The following is an 18388-nucleotide window of genomic DNA, read 5'->3' on the forward strand; positions in this document are numbered from 1 at the left end:
AAGCGCTTTAATAATTAAACTTAACTAAATTAAATAATACTTTTAATTACTATATCAGGAAAAGAGGAAAAACATATGAATATAGAACTACTAGATACACACCACGTGAAAGATGCAGCACACTTACTTGCACATTCCTTTGTGAATAACGAACCTCTTGTAAGCAGTTTACAAATTCCTTTTGCTCCTTTTCACAAAATGTGCGAAGAAATGATGAAACAAGCTGTATCTCAAGCTATGTCATTTGTAGCAATAGAAAATTTTCAAATTGTTGGAGTTCTTTTAACAAAAAAAGTAACTCAGCCACTAATAGATACAGAGAAAGCGATTGAACTATGCCCGCAAATGGAACCTATTTTTCAACTTTTAGATACATTAGAGACAGAATCTATTGAGTTTTCTCATTTAGATAAAGAAAAATTGGTCTATCTAGATATGGGCGCTTGTCATCCAGATTGGATGGGAAGTGGTATAGTCACTACCCTTCTTTCACATGCCATTCAAGAAATAAGTAAAAGAGATTATGATTTTATTGCTGCTTGTACAAATAAAATTTCTCAAAAAATCCTAAAAAAACTGTGTACGACCTATGAAATCAATGAAATAGTGTATAGTAATTTTCTTTATAAGGAAGCATACCCATTTGCTAATACAACAACTTCCTTGGCAGCTCAATTACTATATATACCTCAATCTCAATTCGTCATTAAAGCCATATAAATTTGTGAAGAAGACTAGCTGTACTTTTGTGCAGCTACTTTTTTATATAGAGTAAATAAGTAATAGATATTCAGATTAACATAAGTGAAACTTTTCACATTTTAACTTCTTCGAATTCAATAGCCACTTTCTAAGCCTAACCTATCGAGATCACTCTTATATTTGCTTTAACATGTTTTAATTTCATACGCTCCACTATTTCATCTATAAAAGCAACTTACTTAGACACTTCTCTCTATAAGAGAAGCAGATTGAGGTTTTTGAGAATCAAGCTCACTTTGAAGCTGTGGCAAAGATGATTGAACAAAACAATTTAATTCTTTTAGAACAGATGAAAGCTCTACAGCTAATTCAGAAATAACAAACTATAAATTTCCATAGTACTTTTGCACCTAGTTATTGTAGACACTGGATTAGTATATCCATTACAGAAAATAAAAATAACCGCCATCTCTGGCGGTTTATAACACTAATTATGCAAGCTTAGTAAAATCTATTGCCTACCATGAGAGGCATATTTATTTACTCTATTGGATTTTATGTAGCAAAGGGCACCAATTATAAAATCACTCATAAAAGAATGTAACCCATCCATCCAATTGACCATTATTAAGTTTATAAGGAGATCGTGCATCAACCCAATCCTTACTTACAAGTCCTCGAATAGAATCATACGTTTTTGCCCAACCCACAGTTTGATTGTATCGAGGATTAAAAGCCACATACCCCTGTGCCCCAGGTTTTATAGTAAAAGTATATGTTGACGACACAGTAGCAGAATCGGTCCATGTGAACCCAGCATTAGTCTTTATTTTTTTTGTTAAATCTATACCAAAACCTGCATTCCAACTTTGAGATTTAGTAAGAGAATATTGTTGTGCTATGCTACAGTTTACAGATGCCGATGGACACATAATCGTCGCACTCACTCTCTCCCACCCTGCGTGAAACTCATATTGGCCAGTACGCTCAAACTCATACCAACGATAATTAACCTCCATAGGTGAAATATCATTTAATTTATTAATGGATTGATTTTGATTTTTCATTTCTTCTGTCATTTTTACAGTAGCATTAGATTTTGCTTGATCATTTAAATACTCTTGAAAGTTAACTTTTTCTAATTTTCCATTTGTAACTTTATAAACATCTCCCATATATTTCCCACTATATGGATCAAAGTTAATGTTTTCATTGTTCATGTAATTTGTAGTTATATCAATTCTATCCCCTGGATAAGATAATTTATCAGCTGAAGCTATATGAGATACTCCAAAAAGTATACATAAAATACTTAACATAAATATCATACTATATTTATACATGCATGCTCCCCCTAATTTTAAAAATGATATCAAATATTAAGTCAAGTCACTTTTGATACATCTAATAGTTATAGGCAGATCAAAAATATAGAGCTAAAATATAGAATTCTTACTAACATAGATTTCCTGATAGACTCTTAACCTCCTTTAAATATAAATATTCGATCGAAAATATGCCAACACCTTTAAAACACTTTACTTTTTACATTTGTGTTTCATCAAAAAAGACTTAAAACCATAACTAAGGTTTAAGTTTATGCAATATGTTGAATATAAAAATCGGCATTCTTTTGATCAAAATATTTTTAACTTGTGTTTTGTGTCATTTTGTTGGTTTGTCATGTATTCACCCGACTACGAAACGATTATGTAATGAGTATAGCTATAAGATTAAATCTATTTGAACCAGGGGAAAAAAATTAAGTATCTACTAATCTTCTTTTAGGGAGAGCTTTTGATACCGAGGGGGAAAGAAATGAATCAGAACTAGATCAATGGTTAAATGGTATAAAACTTGCTCCATCCCAAAAGCGTGAAGAATTAAAACGTTTTTCATTTTTAAACAACTTTATTTTTTTTCAAATGACTTTATTATCAATTCAACAACTTTATTGTCATTAAACATAAAATATATGAGATAGCTTGAAATTTACATTTGTTTTATAGTTAAAATATTTATCCATTTTAAATGAACCACTCTTTCCAATCTCTAATGCTTTTTCAAAATTCATCTTAATCCATAATAAGTTGTTTAATATGGAATTGCTATCTTCTTCTATCTTCAGATAGTCCTCACCATGTTTAAGTATATGATCATCGTTTCGGTGATTCGTTGAAACTAAAATACACCCTGTCGCCATTGCATCAGCTGCAGCAGTAGTTGGAAATCCATCAATAGCAAAGTTATCTTTTGTACTACAACAGATAAATATATGAGATTGTTCATATAAGTGTTTTAGTCTTTCGAAATCTAATATGCCCCAAAAAGTATAATTCTTGTTTGTTAATAGATGTAAGCTACCTTCCCAGTTTCCTACAATATGTAAATGAAATTGATCATCAAGTTTATTAAATGCTTGCGCTAATAAAGGAAATCCTTTTCTTTCTGCATTGTGAGCCGCAAATATGATCTGTATTGGCTTAGAAATAACCTTTTGATTATAATGATAAAAATCTGTATTAATCACTCCTGGGACATAAATACTATTGGGAATAGTATTTAATACCTCATTTGCATTAGAGAATACTGTTTTACAATGTTTAGATACTATATTTAAAAATTCAACAGAAGTATAAGGATCCAATCCCCCACCTGGATATAATGTAGTATGAATGTTAATATGATTTTTCTTTAAAAAAGTAGCTATATTATGTTGGGGATTTGCTCCTGGCATTTGTGTCCCGTCAGGAAGATAACAAGTGCCTAATAAACTCAACACGAAATTTAAAAAAACACAATATATATCGGTAATTCCTTCTTCTTTCGCTATCTTATTAAATAATTGAAAATCATGTACTTTTGTTGGAAAATCATCCGTATATACCTCAGTAGCAAAGTAAAGAGTATCAGGTCGTTCTTTATAGATTTGGTAATTCTCCCAATAACGAAATCCACTTAACTTCCAAGGGAATTTGGTATCAATTACCGCAAGACGTCTTTGAGATTTATTCTTCATTTTTAACCACTCACTTCCATCTTCTCTCTTGCAACCGCAAATAAAATTGTTTCTTGAGCATTAATAGTATAGTGGCCTAAATAAAATTGATATCCCAAATTTAAATCGTTAATAAATTTCATAACATTAACAAAATCACTGATTTGATGATAAATCGCAATAGCAAGCGTAGGGCGAAATGTAGTTATAGAATGGATAGCACCTTTTAATGCATTCATTTCAGCACCTTCAATATCCATTTTAATGAAATCCAATTTATGAAGTTTTTGTTCTATCACCAAATTATCTATAGTGATGGTACTAACTTTATCTGTAACACCTGATTCTTCAGAAAATGATACAAAACTTGCAGCACCTTGATCTTTATAATATAGCGAAGTATTTGAATCATTCCAAAGAGGGTGTTTAACAATTGTAATATGATTTTGAAGTGTTTCATTTAAATTGATGTTTTTCGACATAATTTCTAAATTGCTTGGTATAAATTCAATTGTATAAACATGGCCAGTTTCTCCTACTTCATGGGCGAAATAAAGAGCAGTATCCCCAAAACATCCACCTGCGTCAATAACAATGTCTCCTTCTTTTACTTTTATTGCGGGTGAAACTTTATTGTATTCATACTGCTTATCTAAAAAAGTTGCACTAATTCCCATCGAAACATAAAATAACCGCAAATTATACTTTAAAGGAGTTAAATCAAACAATTGTAGCGTCCAATTATGATAATTAGTTTGAAGTGTTTCTGTAGAATGAATGAGGTTTTGAATAGATTTTCTTTGATTCCAATAATTAATAGTATTTAAAGGTAACTTTACTTTATGATTCCCTAATAATCGAAATGACAAGAGTTTAATTAATAACTCTTTGGAAAAGGGATCGTTCAGTTTGAAATATAGTTCTTCAAGTCCTTGTAGGTGCTTCAGAATTTCTTCTTTTTCATTTTGGATATTTACAACAATTGAATCAATGGAGGGACGAACATGCATAAGTTCAAATAAACCAATATCGATATTATAGTAATAATGGTTCTTTAAGCAATTAAGAAGTTCCATTATAAGTGTATCTAAAAATCCAGAAGTAGAATGCATATTATCGTTAATGTTAATTTGGATTGCACGTTCTGCTAAAAACAATAATTGATTTGCTTTGTTGGATAAATCAATATTGTTAGTCATTTTCATAACATAGGATAAATAATTTGCTGCTAAATATAGTCGACCACTAGAGTAGTAAATCTCACCTAACTTTAATAGTGTCTCAGGATCATTTATATTTGCAATCAAAAGTTTTTTCAACTCATCCTCCAGTAACTTTGTTTCATTTTCCATTTTTAAAGTTACCACCCTTCTTTTAACATAAATTACATTAGATTTTTTTCTAGATACGTATATTTGTATGTATTGAATTTACTTCTTATGGCTGTTGTTATTTTAGACATTGTTATAAGGTATTATCTGCAACTAAAAAATAGAAGCTTAGATTATATATCGCAACACTAGAAGGTGAAACTTAACTCTATACAAATCAAAATACATTCAAGTAACAAACAATTTTTTATAATTGTTTGTTACTTGAATCATATAAGGTGATTCAATCGAGAAATTCATAAAAAAACGTCCTCCTTTCCTATTTAGCTTATCTAGAAAGAATAACGTTTTTTTACTTTGGGACATTGGAAATGTTTAAGGGGATAGCAATGTGTTACAACAACCCTCTTTACTACAAAAAGACAACTATAAGATAGCCCCATAAATAATACAGTAATCACCATAATATCCCCTCATACATGTCTTTTTTTATTTTTTTGAGAAATGCTGCAACAAAATCTTTTAAACACTCAGGAATTAATGCTTTTTAAAAATTCATTTTCTAATTCTACTATCTTTTGTTTACGAGCTTTTATTTTTCTTACAGGTACCCCAGCATACATATACCAATCATCTAAACTTTCTTTTACCATACTCATCGCACCAACTGCCGCTCCTTCTCCTATTACTACATTTGGAAAGATAATAGAATGCGCACCAACAATGGCATGCTTTTTTAAAATAACTTTTCCAGCTTTCACATTTTTATATTGATGTGGAATAGTCGGTCCCATTAATGTATTTCCGCTAAAATCATCAATTGCTGCATATACAATTGTTTTTGATGAAATATTTGCAAAATCATGCATTTCAATCCCCATTTCTCCTCCATATAACGCTGTATATGCCGCTATATGCGAATAACTTCCAATTGTAATTTTGCCACTTAAAATGCAAAAGTCATCGATTCTTACATTGTTTCCAACAGAGATAGCACCTGGATTATATATGCTGGTTTTTTTACTTATTAATACATTTTCCCCGACAGATAAAAAGCCAATTTCGCTCAACTCTTCTTGACTATAAAAACTATTCATCTGTGGACACCACCTTCTGCATTAAACACATTATAATTTTCTCTACGATTTCTTTTGTCATCCCTTCCCATAAAGGTAGACTAATTATTCGTTTTTCTATTTTATTTGTATTTGTTAAATCCGTAGACTTATATTTTTTAAAGAAATCTTGTTGATGACAAGATGGTGAAAAATATGATCTAGCTTCTATCTTTTGCTTTTTTAACTCTTCTATTACCTGCATATTGTTAATTTTTTCTGAACAAAGAATAGGCATAAATTGATGAATAACTGCTTTTGTCTTTTGAACTTGCCAGCCTTTTTTTATTAATCCCGTACTTTGTAATAACTGTTTATACCATTCAGAGATACGATTTCGTTCTTGCACTTTTTGATTCCATTTATTTATCGTTGTAATCCCAATAGCTGCTGCATATTCAGTCATTTTACAGTTAAACCCCATCATCGTACATTCACGATTATGATCAAATCCAAAATTACCCATTCTTTTAATTTGATTTATCTCTTCCTCATTATGGCTATATATCATACCACCTTCACCAATTCCGAAAGGCTTTGTTGCATGAAAGCTATATACAATCATACCACTAAAATTCTGACCGTAATGTATACCCTCATGCATTAATCCAAACCCTGGTGCCGCATCTACAACAACCGGAATACCCTTTTTCTCTAATTCTTCATAGTCTTTCAAGTCCATCCATGATCCGAATGTTGCATATGGAACAACAACTGCAACCTCTTCTTTTAATTCATCAATCTTATCCAAAAGTACCGTTTTATCCATACACCAATCATCTAATGAAATATCAATAAAATAAGGCTCCAAGCCACACCAAATAGCTGCCAATGGAGTAGCAGGGAATGTAAAACTAGGCATAAGCGCATACTTTCCTTTTTTTCTTTTCTTACATTGAATTGCCGCCATTAACCCTAACGTTGCGTTTGCTACTGTTGTAACTGCTCCCCTGTTCTGAAAAAATTCCGACATAATGGTTTCTTCAAAACGTTGATTTATAGGTCCATAATTTGTATATATGTGGGAGATATCAATTCGCTCTAATTCATCTAAGTACTCTTTTGCAGGTACAATTGACGCACGTAAAAAAGGAATATTCTCCATATGCATCTATTCCTTTCTATCATTTTCGAACAATATAGAGCATATCCGTTTCAGATAATCCGAATTTCCTAGCAATTTCTATTCCTTGTTTCTGAGCTAAGTTATACAATTCCACCTTAAAGCCCACATCTGTTAATCGTTGAATAAATCCCGATCGATTATAAATCCTAACATGATCTTCTTGACCAAAGGCTATTTTTCTCAATAATGGCGTTACAATAGATTTATCCTCTATAATAAAATCTACGTTCATTGCGATTGGCACTTGAATAATTCCCCATCCATTTGGCTTTAGTACCCTATATAATTCTCGCATTGCTTTTTCATCGTCAGGCACGTGTTCTAATACATGACTACATAAAATAACATCAAAGGTATTATTTTCGTATGCAATTCTCGTAATATCAATTTCTTCCATTAAAGAATCCTTTGGTTCTAAATCCCCACATATATAAGTAATGTTTTTAAACTGGTTAAGCCATCCTCTTACCTTCACTTCAGGTGCAATATGAAGCATAGTATAATTCCTACTTAACAAATCCGTTTCTGTTTCAATGTACGCACGATACAACCTGTCACGATCCATCGAATAGCAAACTGGACAGATACCTGTATCTTTATTCCACATCTCAAATTCATATTTTAGAAAATCATAATGTGCTGGCCAAGGAGAAAAACTTTTAAATTCTTGATTGCAATATTGGCAATAACAAATATTTTTCTCAAATATATGCGTAACTAGTTTAATTAACCCGCTTTTTATCTTTTCATTATAAATTTGATTTAGTTCTCCACTTCTTACTGCATCCTTAAGTATAAATCCCGCATTCTCCAAACAATAAGATAAGCTCTCTTTATAATCTTGTTCAGAATTTAAAAACCCACTATTATGTGCATCTGTAATTAATTCAATCCATTCTTCAATTGTCATTAATATAAAGTACATTTGTTTTTGATTTTGTCCACTATGTTGTCTAAAGTAGCTAAGAGGTTCCTGTATATAAACTGCTTTTCCTTTCCTCATCATATCTAACCAAGTTGCAATGTCATTAATAGAAGAATATGCTTTCCCCTTAAAATAACCAAATTTCCCTCCAAAAAAATTACGATTAAACAAAACCGTTGTTGGTTCTCCAACTACGTTTTTTAAGTTTTTCAACATATAATTCCCTAGTATTTTCCCTTCAAAAATTGTAGTTTCTGTGGCAATTTTCATATTCAATGTTGAGGGGGGTAATACCTCTCCATTCTCATCAATCAGTTCACGGTACGACGTCACAAATGCAATGTTTTCTAATTCAAAAAAGTATTTCATCATTCTCTCAATCTTTTCAAGATGAAATAAATCATCATCTAATAAAAAATTTATATATTCACCAGTAGCAAGCTCTATACATTGATTAAAATTTTCAGCCACCAATGGATTTTCATTTTTAACATATGTTATACATTCATGTTCTTTTAAGTATGGCTGGATCATTGTTTTTACTTCATCATTTGTACTATCGTCAGAAATTATAATTTCAATATTTTCATAGGTTTGATTCAAAGCACTTTTGAGGGCTAATTCTAAGTAATGAGGTCTATTGTAGGCAGGAATTAGTATACTGACTTTTGGGAGGTGCGAGTTGATATTCATACGCTGTTTTTTCTTTTCAATATTTATTTTCTTTAGCTTGATTTGTTGATAGTAATCCAATGAATATAATATGGATGATGGAACAATTCTTCTTGCATAGTCTAGAAAATTTGTAATAGCTCTGTCTAACTCCTCTTCGGAGGATAAGAAACCATATTTTTCTCCAGCTATAATAATACTATGAGAAAAATCCTCTAACCCATCCATCATTTTATTAGATTCATTTAACTGCTGATTTGAATGTAATCGAAAGTAACTGAGTGTCTCCGCTATATATACTGCTTTCCCTTTACTCAGTAAGGATAACCATGAAGCTACATCTACGTTGCAAAGATACCGCCTTTTATCAAATACACCATACGGTTCTGTTAAATCACTTTTACGAAATAAAACCGTTGTCGGTTCTCCTATATAATTCTTTTGATTCATAATCACCATTTTTCCTAATTGTAGCCCATCTATAATCGTATCTGTAAAAAATAAACGCATCGTTGCATAAACATCTGGCAATAGGTTTCCTTCTGCATCCATTACTTGGCGATGGGATGTTACAAGCTTAATTTCATTATCTAGGTCATTTAAAAAGTATTTCATCATTTTTTCAATTTTATTTACATGAAATAAATCATCATCCATTAAGAAGTTTATATACTCACCTTTCGCTTTATGAAATAACATACGTGAGTTCTCAAATTGTCCAAGAGTTGACTTATTTTTTATATAAATAATATTTGAATGATCATACAAGTACTTTTGTAACACTTTCTCTGTTTCGTCGTTTGTACTATCATCCCCTATTATAATTTCTATATTAGTATACGTTTGTTCTAATACACTACATAAAGCTTTTTCAAAGTAGTGTGGACGATTATACGTCGGAATTAATACACTTACTAAAGGCGTTTGATTTATTTCCTTTTCATTTGTACCATTTTCCATTCTATTCCTCCGCCTTTTTATTTATTTTCACTTCTGAAATAGACATGCTACTACAAATCTATTTATTAGACGAACTAGATCTGAAAGGTGTTGCGAAAAACAAATAAATAGCTTTAAAAACAGCAGCTATGTTGACATAGTGTAGAATAAACCTGGATAACTTTTTTTGTCCCATTCTATTTATTTGTAAAATGCGGCATTCTTTTTTCAATAAATGCCTTTACCCCCTCCTTCACATCTTCTGTTTGAAATACTTTTCCAAAGTAACGCGCTTCAATCTCAAGCCCTTCTTGTAAAGGTACTGCTGCCCCTTCGCGAATTGCCAACTTCATATAGGCGAGAGCTGGAAGAGAAAATTTACTTATATCCCTTGCAATCTCTTTTGCTTTATTTAACGCCTCTCCTCGAGGGGTAATGTAGTTAACCAAGCCTATTTCTTTTGCTTCTTTAGCTGTAATCGATTTCCCTGTGAACATCATCTCTTTTGCTTTCCCTTCTCCAATTAATCTAGGTAAGCGTTGGGTTCCTCCAGCCCCAGGAAATAAACCTAACGTAATTTCCGGTAATCCAATTAAAGATTGTTCTTCTATTATCCTTAAGTCACAAGCAAGTGCTAATTCACATCCACCACCTAGTGCTAACCCATTAACAGCAGCTATAGTCGGTTTAGACAGATTCTCTAGTTGATTAAGAGGTTGGTGCAATTCTAATGATTTCATCTCGGCATATTTTTCACCTTTGCCCATCCAATCTGGAAATTCTTTTATATTCCCTCCTGCTACAAAGGCCTTTTCTCCACTTCCAGTTATAATTACGACTGAAATATCATTATCAATTTCTATTTCCTCTAATACATCTACTAATTGTTGAACTACTTCTAAACTTAAAGTGTTGACTGGTGGATTTTGAATTGTAACGACAGCAATACTTCCTTTTTTATTACAAGTTACTACTCGTTCATTCTTCATAAAAAATCCCCTTTTAAACTACCTAATTTTTCACAACACCAAGCATCTTTACTTCACTCACCATCAGCCTAAATTTCCGAATATGGTTCCGCTTTTAGAAATTCATCAATTTATTGTATGAACTGTAGAAGCATAAAATGAGCAATCCTTTCTTGGCACCACTTTATAATCTAAACATATTTTTAAATTATTCTTTTACTGTATTAATTTGCTTCATGTTTCTTTGGTTTCCATTACACAGTTTCTGAAGCTGGGATGACTCTTAGAAAAAATGAGATAAGAAGACTGATACATGAGGTACATTAAATGAGAACAATTTAAGAAAACACTATTTTAGTAACCACTTGTATTTAAGTCTTTGTTAACTAATTTGTTGTAATTACAATTGAACTACCCCCACTTTCACTTCGTTTAGAAGTGGGGAATTCCTAAGTAAAGAGTTCTATCGAACTCTAAATAAAAAAGCTTATCCTTTAACACGTTATGATAAGCTTTTTTATTATTCTTTTCATTTTTTGTTTTCGGAAGTATTTCTTTAAGTTGATAGCAATGCGGTGCTATCAAGCTAAAACTTTATAGTGCCCTCAAAACGGAAACAACAAGTTGCATTTATATAAATAGCTTTTGGAAAATTGATAATTTTGTTTAGGGATACTTTAAGATTTTAGCTTGAGAGGCATATAGTACAACCTCATACAGAGTGATTAGGATATTAAACTTAAACGTGTTATTTTTAACATTCTAAATAATCGGGTTCAATGTATTTTTCTGTTTCAGGAGAGCTTTTAATTTCTATAGGATATTTCTTAAAAGCTACAACAGTAACCCTATCTTCTTGAACTAAACTTCTGGATTCATTTATAGAAGAGAAACCTGTTCGCGTTAAAAAATTGTATAGAGAGGATTTTGTCATCCAAAAACTAGTAATGTTATCTAATGATGCCCATTTTGATTTTAAACGTTCTTCTATTGATGAATTAGCAGAGTGTTCTAGCATTGTGTGCCCCTTATATTCATAATTTTTATAGAGTACTGATACATTCGGAGTATGAGTGATATGAGTATCAATTATTACAAACCTTTTGCATACTTCATACACTTTTTCTAAAAAAGGGAATACATCTGAGCAATCTAAATGATATAAAATACCAGAGCATAAAACAATATCAAATTGACCATATTTTTCAGCACTTAAATTTCTTACATCATCTTGATAAAAGGTTAAGTTTTCCAACCTTAATAAATCTTTAGCGAATATAGCTTTTTGTACGTTTGATTCTCTTCCTTCTATCCCTACAACAGTTGCTCCTTGCATAGCAAACTCAATAGCGTAATGCCCCTCTAAACAAGCTAAATCTAAGATTCGAAGATTTTTAAAATCACATTGTGTGATATCTTGAATCATTGTCACAATTTTTTTTAACGCAGGATTTGGTTGTCGAATATCTCTTGTATATAGAGTATCCGTTAATTTAATATCATAAGCGGTCCATTCACCATATTTACGAATAATGTTTTCTTTTTCGAGAACAAAATCTTTCATGATACAATTCGCCACCTTTAACATAATATTATGTGTAATATATACCTTTATAAGATCAATATATGTGTGTATAACTTGTATTTAGACGAAGGTAAACATTTTAAGTCTAATTCTAGAGTATTCCTGCAAAATAAAATTCTCACTAATAAAAAATATGTTATATAACTATAAAAACTCTACCAAATTATTAAAGGAATCTCCTTCCCCCTATCGAATTATTGTAGAGGAAAGGAGAGGAATACATGGAAATTCTAGGATTAGATCCTCGCGCATTAGCGACTTTAGGTGCACTTGAATACACCAATCGTCGCAATAAATTAATCGAAGACTCGGAGAATAACATATACGAGTGTAAAGAAATAAAAGAAATACTTCAATCACTCCCTAAAGAGAAGCAGATTGAGGTTCTTGAGAATCAAGCTCACTTTGAAGCTGTGGCAAAGATGATTGAACAAAACAATTTAATTCTTTTAGAACAGATGAAAGCTCTACAGCTAATTCAGAAATAACAAACTTATGATTGATTAACTCTACATATGCTTCCATAAATAATGTATCTTTATTTATACCTTCAGCCTCTGTTTTTACAGGGGCTTTTGTTATGCGTTGATTCATATTTTGAATTTGAATAGTTTCTTTTACATGTATGAATAGATCTTCTAATAAACCTGGTGTAGACTCTAATTCCTGCTTTTCAATTTCCTCTGTGACGGCACTGATAAATTCCCATAGTACTTTTGCACCTAGTAGTTCTGCTAATCGTTTTTCACGCATTTCAAATGTTTTCATATTCATATTGAACACTTCCTCTTCTGTATTTTTTACTATTAATTGGACTATCTCAATTATGATGGAACAGCTATATTGGCAATCAAATTCTCTACCTCTATCATCGTAAACTATAGTTTACAAGAGGGGCTAAAAATAGACTCCACGCTTGTTCCTAAAACTTTTGCTATTTTTATGGCTAACTTAACATTAGGTTGTTTTTTATTATTCTCTATCTCAGAAATATACGTGCGCGATAAACCAACTTGTGCCGCTAACTTTTCTTGTGATATTAGTTTTTCTTTCCTTAATTCAGCTATCTTATTCATTGCTCTACTCCTCTTCACTTATGTATTCATATGATTACAAATCAATTGTAAACCATAGTTTACTTAATCGTCAACAATGTTTTACATGTTTTTTCTCTATTTTAGTTTCTTTTTGTAAATTATTGTTTACAATTGTACTAGGAGGATTATATATGAAGAAAACTCTTGGTGAAATTATAAAAAATTATCGTTTAACAAATAAACTATCCTTACGCGAGTTTGCTCAAAAATGTGATGTTAGTCATACTTATATAGACAAACTTGAAAAAGGTGTAGATTCAAGAACTGGAAAACCTGTAGAACCAACACTCTTAGTAATAGAAAAGATATCAAACGCAATGAATATAAGTACTAAATCCTTATTAGAAGAAATAGGATTCATTGCAAAAGATAGTACCGAAGTACATAATACAGAATTAGAAAAATGGTTTAAAGCTATTAAAAGTGCCTCTCCCCAAAAGCAAGAGGAATTAAAGAAGTTTTGGGAATTTATAATACAGAAAAAAGATTAATACATCAAAAAGACCTCCACATTGACAGGGGGGAAGTCGTGAGTTCGAGCCTCTCCGGGGTCATAAGTACAGAAACCGTGTCAAATCAACGTTTGATGCGGTTTTTTATTTTGTAAACTTGTATTCAAAAGGGGTCGTGGTCACAAGTTTGGTCACATTACCTACAAAATCTCTTCTATTTTGTTAACTGCATCTTCTTGCATTGTTGGCAATACATGTGAGTAAGTGTCTAATGTGATTTTGATGTTACTATGTCCTAACCGCTCAGAAATCACCTTCACATTCACACCTTTAGCCAATAGCAGAGTAGCATGTGTATGACGTAAATCGTGGAATCGAATCTTTGGAACAGCTGCTTTCTTAATCAAAGCGTTTAAACTTCGTCTCACATTAGCAGGATTGATTGGCGTTCCAGAAGGAGTACACATCACCAAGTCATTGTCTTGGTATTCCTCACCTTGACTCAGCTTCTCTTTCAATACAACTGCTCTATGTTTCTTTAGCTTTGCTACTGTTGATGCAGGCAATAGTATCTTTCTTAAACTTGATTTCGTCTTTCCTCCAAGTAAGAACGTCTTACCATCATGACTTAACGTTTGGCTAATGGTTAAATGTCCCTTTTCTAAATCAACATCTTTCCATCGCAACCCTAGCAATTCCCCTTGTCGCATTCCAGTTACAAGAGCTAAATGAAAGACAATAGAATACCTGCCATCCTGTGCAGCTTTTAAGAACAGCTGTATTTCCTGCTCGTTCCACACGATTAACTCTTTCTTATCACCTTTAGGCAACTTGGTTTTAGCTGCAATATTTTTAGTGATTAACTCCAAATCAATCGCATGTTCAAGAGAGTTCCGAATGATTTTGATTATCTTCTCAATTGTTCCTCTCTTTAACCCCTCTTCTCGCAGTGAATTGACGTAGTTTTGCATGTGCAGTGATGTTAACTTGGCTAGTTTGATATTGCCTAGAGAAGGAATGATGCGACTGTTTAAATACCCTTTCAGTACCTTCGCTGTTTGAATACCAACACTGTGCTTCTTTGTATTAAACCAACTCTCAAGATATTCACCATAAAAAAGTTTGCTAGGTTCTACATATGTTCCAGTATGAACTTCTGCGAGTACCTTTGTTAAAGCATTTTCTGCTTCTTTTTTGCTAGTAAATCCTCTTTTCTTCTTTTGTTTTCTTTTACCTGTTAGAGGGTCAATACCAATATCAACAATATAAAAATACTTTCCTGTTTTCTTATCTTTTTTGACGCTTCCTTTCATCGTTAAGAGCCTCCTTAGAGTCCTTAACTGTCTGTGTATGGTAATTTTATTATAGCTTATACTCATTTATTATTAACTGAAATTTTATATCCTATCAGTATTCAGAAGACTCAATATTATTCATACAGGATTTCTAACAATTTAATGAAAAAGAATATGCGAAAAATATATTATCACCAAAAAAGATAGTACGTAGTTAACTACGTACTATCTTTTAATAATTTAATATTCAAAGAAACTTCTTATTTTTCAAACCAACATGTAATGCATTTGTTACCTCATCTGAAATTGATGAAAAGACAAGGGTTTTGATAATTGATGTAAGTTGCGTATTAGGCATTGGAGTATCATCTTCATTATCTAAATTAAACTGGTACTCTTCTTCCTCGTATTCTCCAAATATCCCCAGTTCATCCTTCACTGCATTAAATAAACTATCGAACTCAGAAGTACTCAAGGTCTCCTTGGAAAAATTTTGTGGGCTTAACGGAATCGACCCGTACTTAAGTAACGTATCAACATCAGTCTTTGAGATTATAATGCTAAGCCCCAAAATCTTTTCTAGTATTTCATATTCTATTGACTTAACAATTTTTATATCTTCAATTAGCCTATCAATTTGTATTTTTATTTGATGATAGCAATCTACTAACCTAGTGAATTTAGTTAAGTTCATAAAACTATTATGAGCTACATCACATCTAATTTGATATAAATCTTTCCACATTGCAATAAAATTCCCTATAGTTATATGTTCTTCAAAAAACTTTTTCCAATTACCTAATAACTTATTATTTAACCCTTCAACTTTTCTATCAAACTTATCTATATCTTCTCTAACATTCGATAAGAATTCGATAGCCTCTACAACTTCATGGTTTTCTATCCTTACTTTCCCATCCAACAATTCTGTCAAATCAATGAAATCTATACTATAAAGTTGTAGGTCTAACAAACTACCAAACGTTCTTTCTCCCCTTTCTTTTACTTTCCCATCTAATTGAGGAGTTTTATTAATATCCCACCATTTAAGACCAAATTTCTTTGTGAAAAACCTTAGAAGATAATTTCTTAACATATTTTCTAATTCTCTTAGTATTGGATATGCAACAGTACAAATTTCATCAGAAATTTCATCATATAGACAATGTTTTTGCTTAATAAACTTGCGATTTACTAGAGTTGACAAAAACCTAGTTCGAAACTCCTCTAGAGTCGCAAATCTCCCTTCAAATACTATCTCCCACAAAGAATTATTATTTTCAGAGGATTGATTATTTATTTTCACAATAATTTCATTTGATTCCCAATAAACAGAAAAGTGATTTTTATTTTTTATTGAAGGATATTCATCTAACTCTACGGCATCAAGTATACTATTTATAATCTTATTTATAAAATTCCCTTCAACCTTCTCTCCCGCAATTATAAGATAAGAAACTTTAAAGTTCTTTTCTAAAACAGTTTTAAAATAATCATCTAACATAATGTCTTTATGACTTTTCTTATTTGGGGTTGAGATAGATTCTTCAGTTTCCACCAATACCATATTCATTACTCACCCACCAAATATAGTTTCTCTTTTTCTAATTGTAATTGTTCCTGTGTAAATTTAATTTCATTATCAAAAGAAACTTCTACAGAGTCATTTATACAATCTTCTCTTGTAGAGACTGACATTATTAAATCATCATCAATATTAAAATTCATTTCCAAAGTATCTCCCGTAAACATGAAAGGGTGAGAATAATTAATAGTCTCTAGTAATATATCAATTTCTTCACCTTCTGCATTGTAGTATTTTTGTATTATTTGAATAGGGGCTTTAGTATCCAAGGCAAAAGGAATCTCATAATTAATGTTTTTTTGTTTACTCATGCTACCTTTTTTAAATATCGGCAAATACTCCTGGTCATTTTTTATGTAAAAGTCATGAGGTATAACTGTTTTATAGTCATCTATTAGTACATTTTTCCCAGCTAGTATAGAAGCATATATAGCAGCTCCCCTTGATACAGAGGTATAGACTTCTTGACCGATAATTGGTTCATGTTTAAACGTATCTTTACAATATTGTTTTACTGCAGGAATATTAGTTGACCCTCCTACGAGTAATACTCCTGATAAATTTAACCAGTCTTTAAAATCACTCGTACTTTCTGTAGCTTTTAATAAGATTTCATCCACATGCTTTTGTATTTTCAAGAAATAAGGAGCTAGTAATCTTTCAAATTCCCCTTTACTAATTTCAACTTTATAAACTCTTCTCTCATGTGAAAAAAAGCTAACAGTCCGTTTATTATTATGACTTAAAAACTCTTTACACACTTCACAATCCCTTATAAGTTGCGCTAAGGCATTTCTTATTTCTTCGTTCCCATCGTAATCATCTTGTCTTTCGGCAAATTCTAATAATTCTCTTAATGGTTCTATGTCTTTTGGATAGAGCTTTAAAGCTTTGTTTAAAACATAAATCATTAAATCTTTATCAAAATTTATTCCACCTAAGTACTTATTTCCTGAAGAAGTTACTACTCTTGTGCTTAATCTCCCTTCAGAATTAAAACAAATTGCTGATAATGATAAATCAAAAGTACCCCCACCTAAATCAAAAACAAGCATATACTTTTCTTTTTCAGAAAAAATCTCTCTTAAATTTTCTTTTTCATATGTCTTATATATATAATTAAGAATTGCTGCATTAGGTTCAGGAATTAAGTGAACCTCTTTAAAGCCTGCAATTTTTGCAGCGTCTACTGTTGCCTGTTTTGCTTTTGTATCAAAATCAGCAGGCACAGTTATCACAACATTATCAATGGCATCTTCAATATTTCCTTTTTCAGCATAAGATTTTAATTCCTTGAGAATACAAGCTGAAATAGCTTGTGGGCTTAGTTCCCTATTTCCAAAATTATAATTATAATCTAATCCCATTTTCCTCTTAACCCATCTTACAGTTTTACTAGGTTCATGCTTATAATTGTCTAAAGCATATTTTCCAACAAGAGGCTCTTCTTCATCTTCAAAAAGAACTACTGATGGTGTTAGTAAATCACCATTAGTATTTGTTAATGTCTCAAGTTCAAAAAAATCTTTTGAACTTATTTCAATGCCATAAGAAATTGCCGAATTTGTAGTACCAAGGTCTATACCATAATACATTTC

15 protein-coding genes and 1 pseudogene are annotated in these 18388 nt (G+C 31.5%); 3 read left to right on the forward strand and 13 right to left on the reverse strand.

Annotated features, from left to right (window positions below):
* Positions 1 to 75: 75 nt before the first annotated feature.
* Positions 76 to 720 carry a hypothetical protein gene (locus N2V80_RS27975; protein WP_061655342.1) on the forward strand — a complete coding sequence of 215 codons (645 nt, stop codon included), beginning with the start codon at positions 76 to 78 and terminating at the stop codon, positions 718 to 720.
* A gap of 566 nt (positions 721 to 1286) precedes the next feature.
* On the opposite strand, the gene N2V80_RS27980 is transcribed toward N2V80_RS27975, so the two are convergent.
* A complete protein-coding gene (locus N2V80_RS27980) occupies positions 1287 to 2045 on the reverse strand; it encodes a DUF6060 domain-containing protein (protein WP_061655969.1) in 759 nt (252 codons plus the stop codon).
* Positions 2046 to 2468: 423 nt separating this feature from the next.
* On the opposite strand from N2V80_RS27980, the pseudogene N2V80_RS27985 reads away from it, so the two are divergent.
* A pseudogene (locus N2V80_RS27985) lies at positions 2469 to 2666 on the forward strand (hypothetical protein); the annotation flags it as partial.
* Here N2V80_RS27985 and N2V80_RS27990 read toward each other — a convergent pair.
* The 9 genes from N2V80_RS27990 to N2V80_RS28030 form a co-directional block, all read right to left on the reverse strand.
* The gene (locus tag N2V80_RS27990; RefSeq protein WP_061655970.1) at positions 2663 to 3481 is read right to left on the reverse strand and encodes a glycosyltransferase; all 819 of its coding nucleotides are present in this window, start codon (positions 3479 to 3481) and stop codon (positions 2663 to 2665) included. The pseudogene N2V80_RS27985 and the gene N2V80_RS27990 sit on opposite strands and share 4 nt — an antisense overlap.
* A 242-nt stretch (positions 3482 to 3723) precedes the next feature.
* The gene (locus tag N2V80_RS27995; RefSeq protein WP_061655968.1) at positions 3724 to 5052 is read right to left on the reverse strand and encodes an FkbM family methyltransferase; all 1329 of its coding nucleotides are present in this window, start codon (positions 5050 to 5052) and stop codon (positions 3724 to 3726) included.
* A 509-nt stretch (positions 5053 to 5561) separates the two neighbouring features.
* Positions 5562 to 6128: an acyltransferase gene (locus tag N2V80_RS28000; protein ID WP_061655967.1), complete on the reverse strand. Its 567-nt coding sequence runs from the start codon at positions 6126 to 6128 to the stop codon at positions 5562 to 5564.
* Complete coding sequence (locus tag N2V80_RS28005; protein WP_061655966.1) at positions 6121 to 7251, reverse strand: aminotransferase class I/II-fold pyridoxal phosphate-dependent enzyme; 1131 nt, start codon at positions 7249 to 7251, stop codon at positions 6121 to 6123. Before N2V80_RS28005 ends, N2V80_RS28000 begins: the two co-directional genes overlap by 8 nt.
* 19 nt (positions 7252 to 7270) lie before the next feature.
* Complete coding sequence (locus tag N2V80_RS28010; RefSeq protein WP_061655965.1) at positions 7271 to 9829, reverse strand: glycosyltransferase; 2559 nt, start codon at positions 9827 to 9829, stop codon at positions 7271 to 7273.
* A gap of 176 nt (positions 9830 to 10005) precedes the next feature.
* Positions 10006 to 10797 carry an enoyl-CoA hydratase gene (locus N2V80_RS28015; RefSeq protein ID WP_061655964.1) on the reverse strand — a complete coding sequence of 264 codons (792 nt, stop codon included), beginning with the start codon at positions 10795 to 10797 and terminating at the stop codon, positions 10006 to 10008.
* Between the two features lie 733 nt (positions 10798 to 11530).
* Positions 11531 to 12340: a class I SAM-dependent methyltransferase gene (locus tag N2V80_RS28020; protein WP_000651404.1), complete on the reverse strand. Its 810-nt coding sequence runs from the start codon at positions 12338 to 12340 to the stop codon at positions 11531 to 11533.
* 384 nt (positions 12341 to 12724) lie between these two features.
* Entirely contained in the window at positions 12725 to 13135 is a 411-nt protein-coding gene (locus N2V80_RS28025; RefSeq protein ID WP_061663539.1) for a hypothetical protein, read from the reverse strand.
* A gap of 104 nt (positions 13136 to 13239) precedes the next feature.
* Complete coding sequence (locus N2V80_RS28030; RefSeq protein ID WP_001033047.1) at positions 13240 to 13437, reverse strand: helix-turn-helix transcriptional regulator; 198 nt, start codon at positions 13435 to 13437, stop codon at positions 13240 to 13242.
* Between the two features lie 152 nt (positions 13438 to 13589).
* Here N2V80_RS28030 and N2V80_RS28035 point away from each other — a divergent pair, with 152 nt between their 5' ends.
* Positions 13590 to 13949: a helix-turn-helix domain-containing protein gene (locus N2V80_RS28035; protein WP_061655524.1), complete on the forward strand. Its 360-nt coding sequence runs from the start codon at positions 13590 to 13592 to the stop codon at positions 13947 to 13949.
* Positions 13950 to 14110: 161 nt separating this feature from the next.
* On the opposite strand, the gene N2V80_RS28040 is transcribed toward N2V80_RS28035, so the two are convergent.
* The 3 genes from N2V80_RS28040 to N2V80_RS28050 form a co-directional block, all read right to left on the reverse strand.
* Complete coding sequence (locus N2V80_RS28040) at positions 14111 to 15223, reverse strand: tyrosine-type recombinase/integrase (protein WP_061655525.1); 1113 nt, start codon at positions 15221 to 15223, stop codon at positions 14111 to 14113.
* Positions 15224 to 15452: 229 nt separating this feature from the next.
* Positions 15453 to 16778 (reverse strand): HEPN domain-containing protein, encoded by a 1326-nt coding sequence (locus N2V80_RS28045; protein ID WP_061655526.1) that lies wholly within the window; start codon positions 16776 to 16778, stop codon positions 15453 to 15455.
* Positions 16778 to 18385, reverse strand: a complete 1608-nt coding sequence (locus tag N2V80_RS28050; RefSeq protein WP_061655527.1) for an Hsp70 family protein — start codon at positions 18383 to 18385, stop codon at positions 16778 to 16780. The genes N2V80_RS28045 and N2V80_RS28050 overlap by 1 nt, the downstream gene beginning before the upstream one ends.
* Between the last annotated feature and the right edge of the window lie 3 nt (positions 18386 to 18388).

This window comes from Bacillus sp. FSL W8-0640 (assembly GCF_038007725.1).
Classification (GTDB): Bacteria; Bacillota; Bacilli; order Bacillales; family Bacillaceae_G; genus Bacillus_A; species Bacillus_A cereus.

Bases quoted from the DNA above. Each gene is read 5' to 3' on its own strand.
- N2V80_RS28045 (WP_061655526.1), bottom strand. From the start codon at position 16,778: ATGAATATGGTATTGGTGGAAACTGAAGAATCTATCTCAACCCCAAAT.
- N2V80_RS28030 (WP_001033047.1), bottom strand. From the start codon at position 13,437: ATGAATAAGATAGCTGAATTAAGGAAAGAAAAACTAATATCACAAGAA.
- N2V80_RS28035 (WP_061655524.1), top strand. From the start codon at position 13,590: ATGAAGAAAACTCTTGGTGAAATTATAAAAAATTATCGTTTAACAAAT.
- N2V80_RS28000 (WP_061655967.1), bottom strand. From the start codon at position 6,128: ATGAATAGTTTTTATAGTCAAGAAGAGTTGAGCGAAATTGGCTTTTTA.
- N2V80_RS28005 (WP_061655966.1), bottom strand. From the start codon at position 7,251: ATGGAGAATATTCCTTTTTTACGTGCGTCAATTGTACCTGCAAAAGAG.
- N2V80_RS28025 (WP_061663539.1), bottom strand. From the start codon at position 13,135: ATGAATATGAAAACATTTGAAATGCGTGAAAAACGATTAGCAGAACTA.
- N2V80_RS28010 (WP_061655965.1), bottom strand. From the start codon at position 9,829: ATGGAAAATGGTACAAATGAAAAGGAAATAAATCAAACGCCTTTAGTA.
- N2V80_RS27975 (WP_061655342.1), top strand. From the start codon at position 76: ATGAATATAGAACTACTAGATACACACCACGTGAAAGATGCAGCACAC.
- N2V80_RS28020 (WP_000651404.1), bottom strand. From the start codon at position 12,340: ATGAAAGATTTTGTTCTCGAAAAAGAAAACATTATTCGTAAATATGGT.
- N2V80_RS28050 (WP_061655527.1), bottom strand. From the start codon at position 18,385: ATGTATTATGGTATAGACCTTGGTACTACAAATTCGGCAATTTCTTAT.
- N2V80_RS28040 (WP_061655525.1), bottom strand. From the start codon at position 15,223: ATGAAAGGAAGCGTCAAAAAAGATAAGAAAACAGGAAAGTATTTTTAT.
- N2V80_RS28015 (WP_061655964.1), bottom strand. From the start codon at position 10,797: ATGAAGAATGAACGAGTAGTAACTTGTAATAAAAAAGGAAGTATTGCT.
- N2V80_RS27980 (WP_061655969.1), bottom strand. From the start codon at position 2,045: ATGTATAAATATAGTATGATATTTATGTTAAGTATTTTATGTATACTT.
- N2V80_RS27995 (WP_061655968.1), bottom strand. From the start codon at position 5,052: ATGGAAAATGAAACAAAGTTACTGGAGGATGAGTTGAAAAAACTTTTG.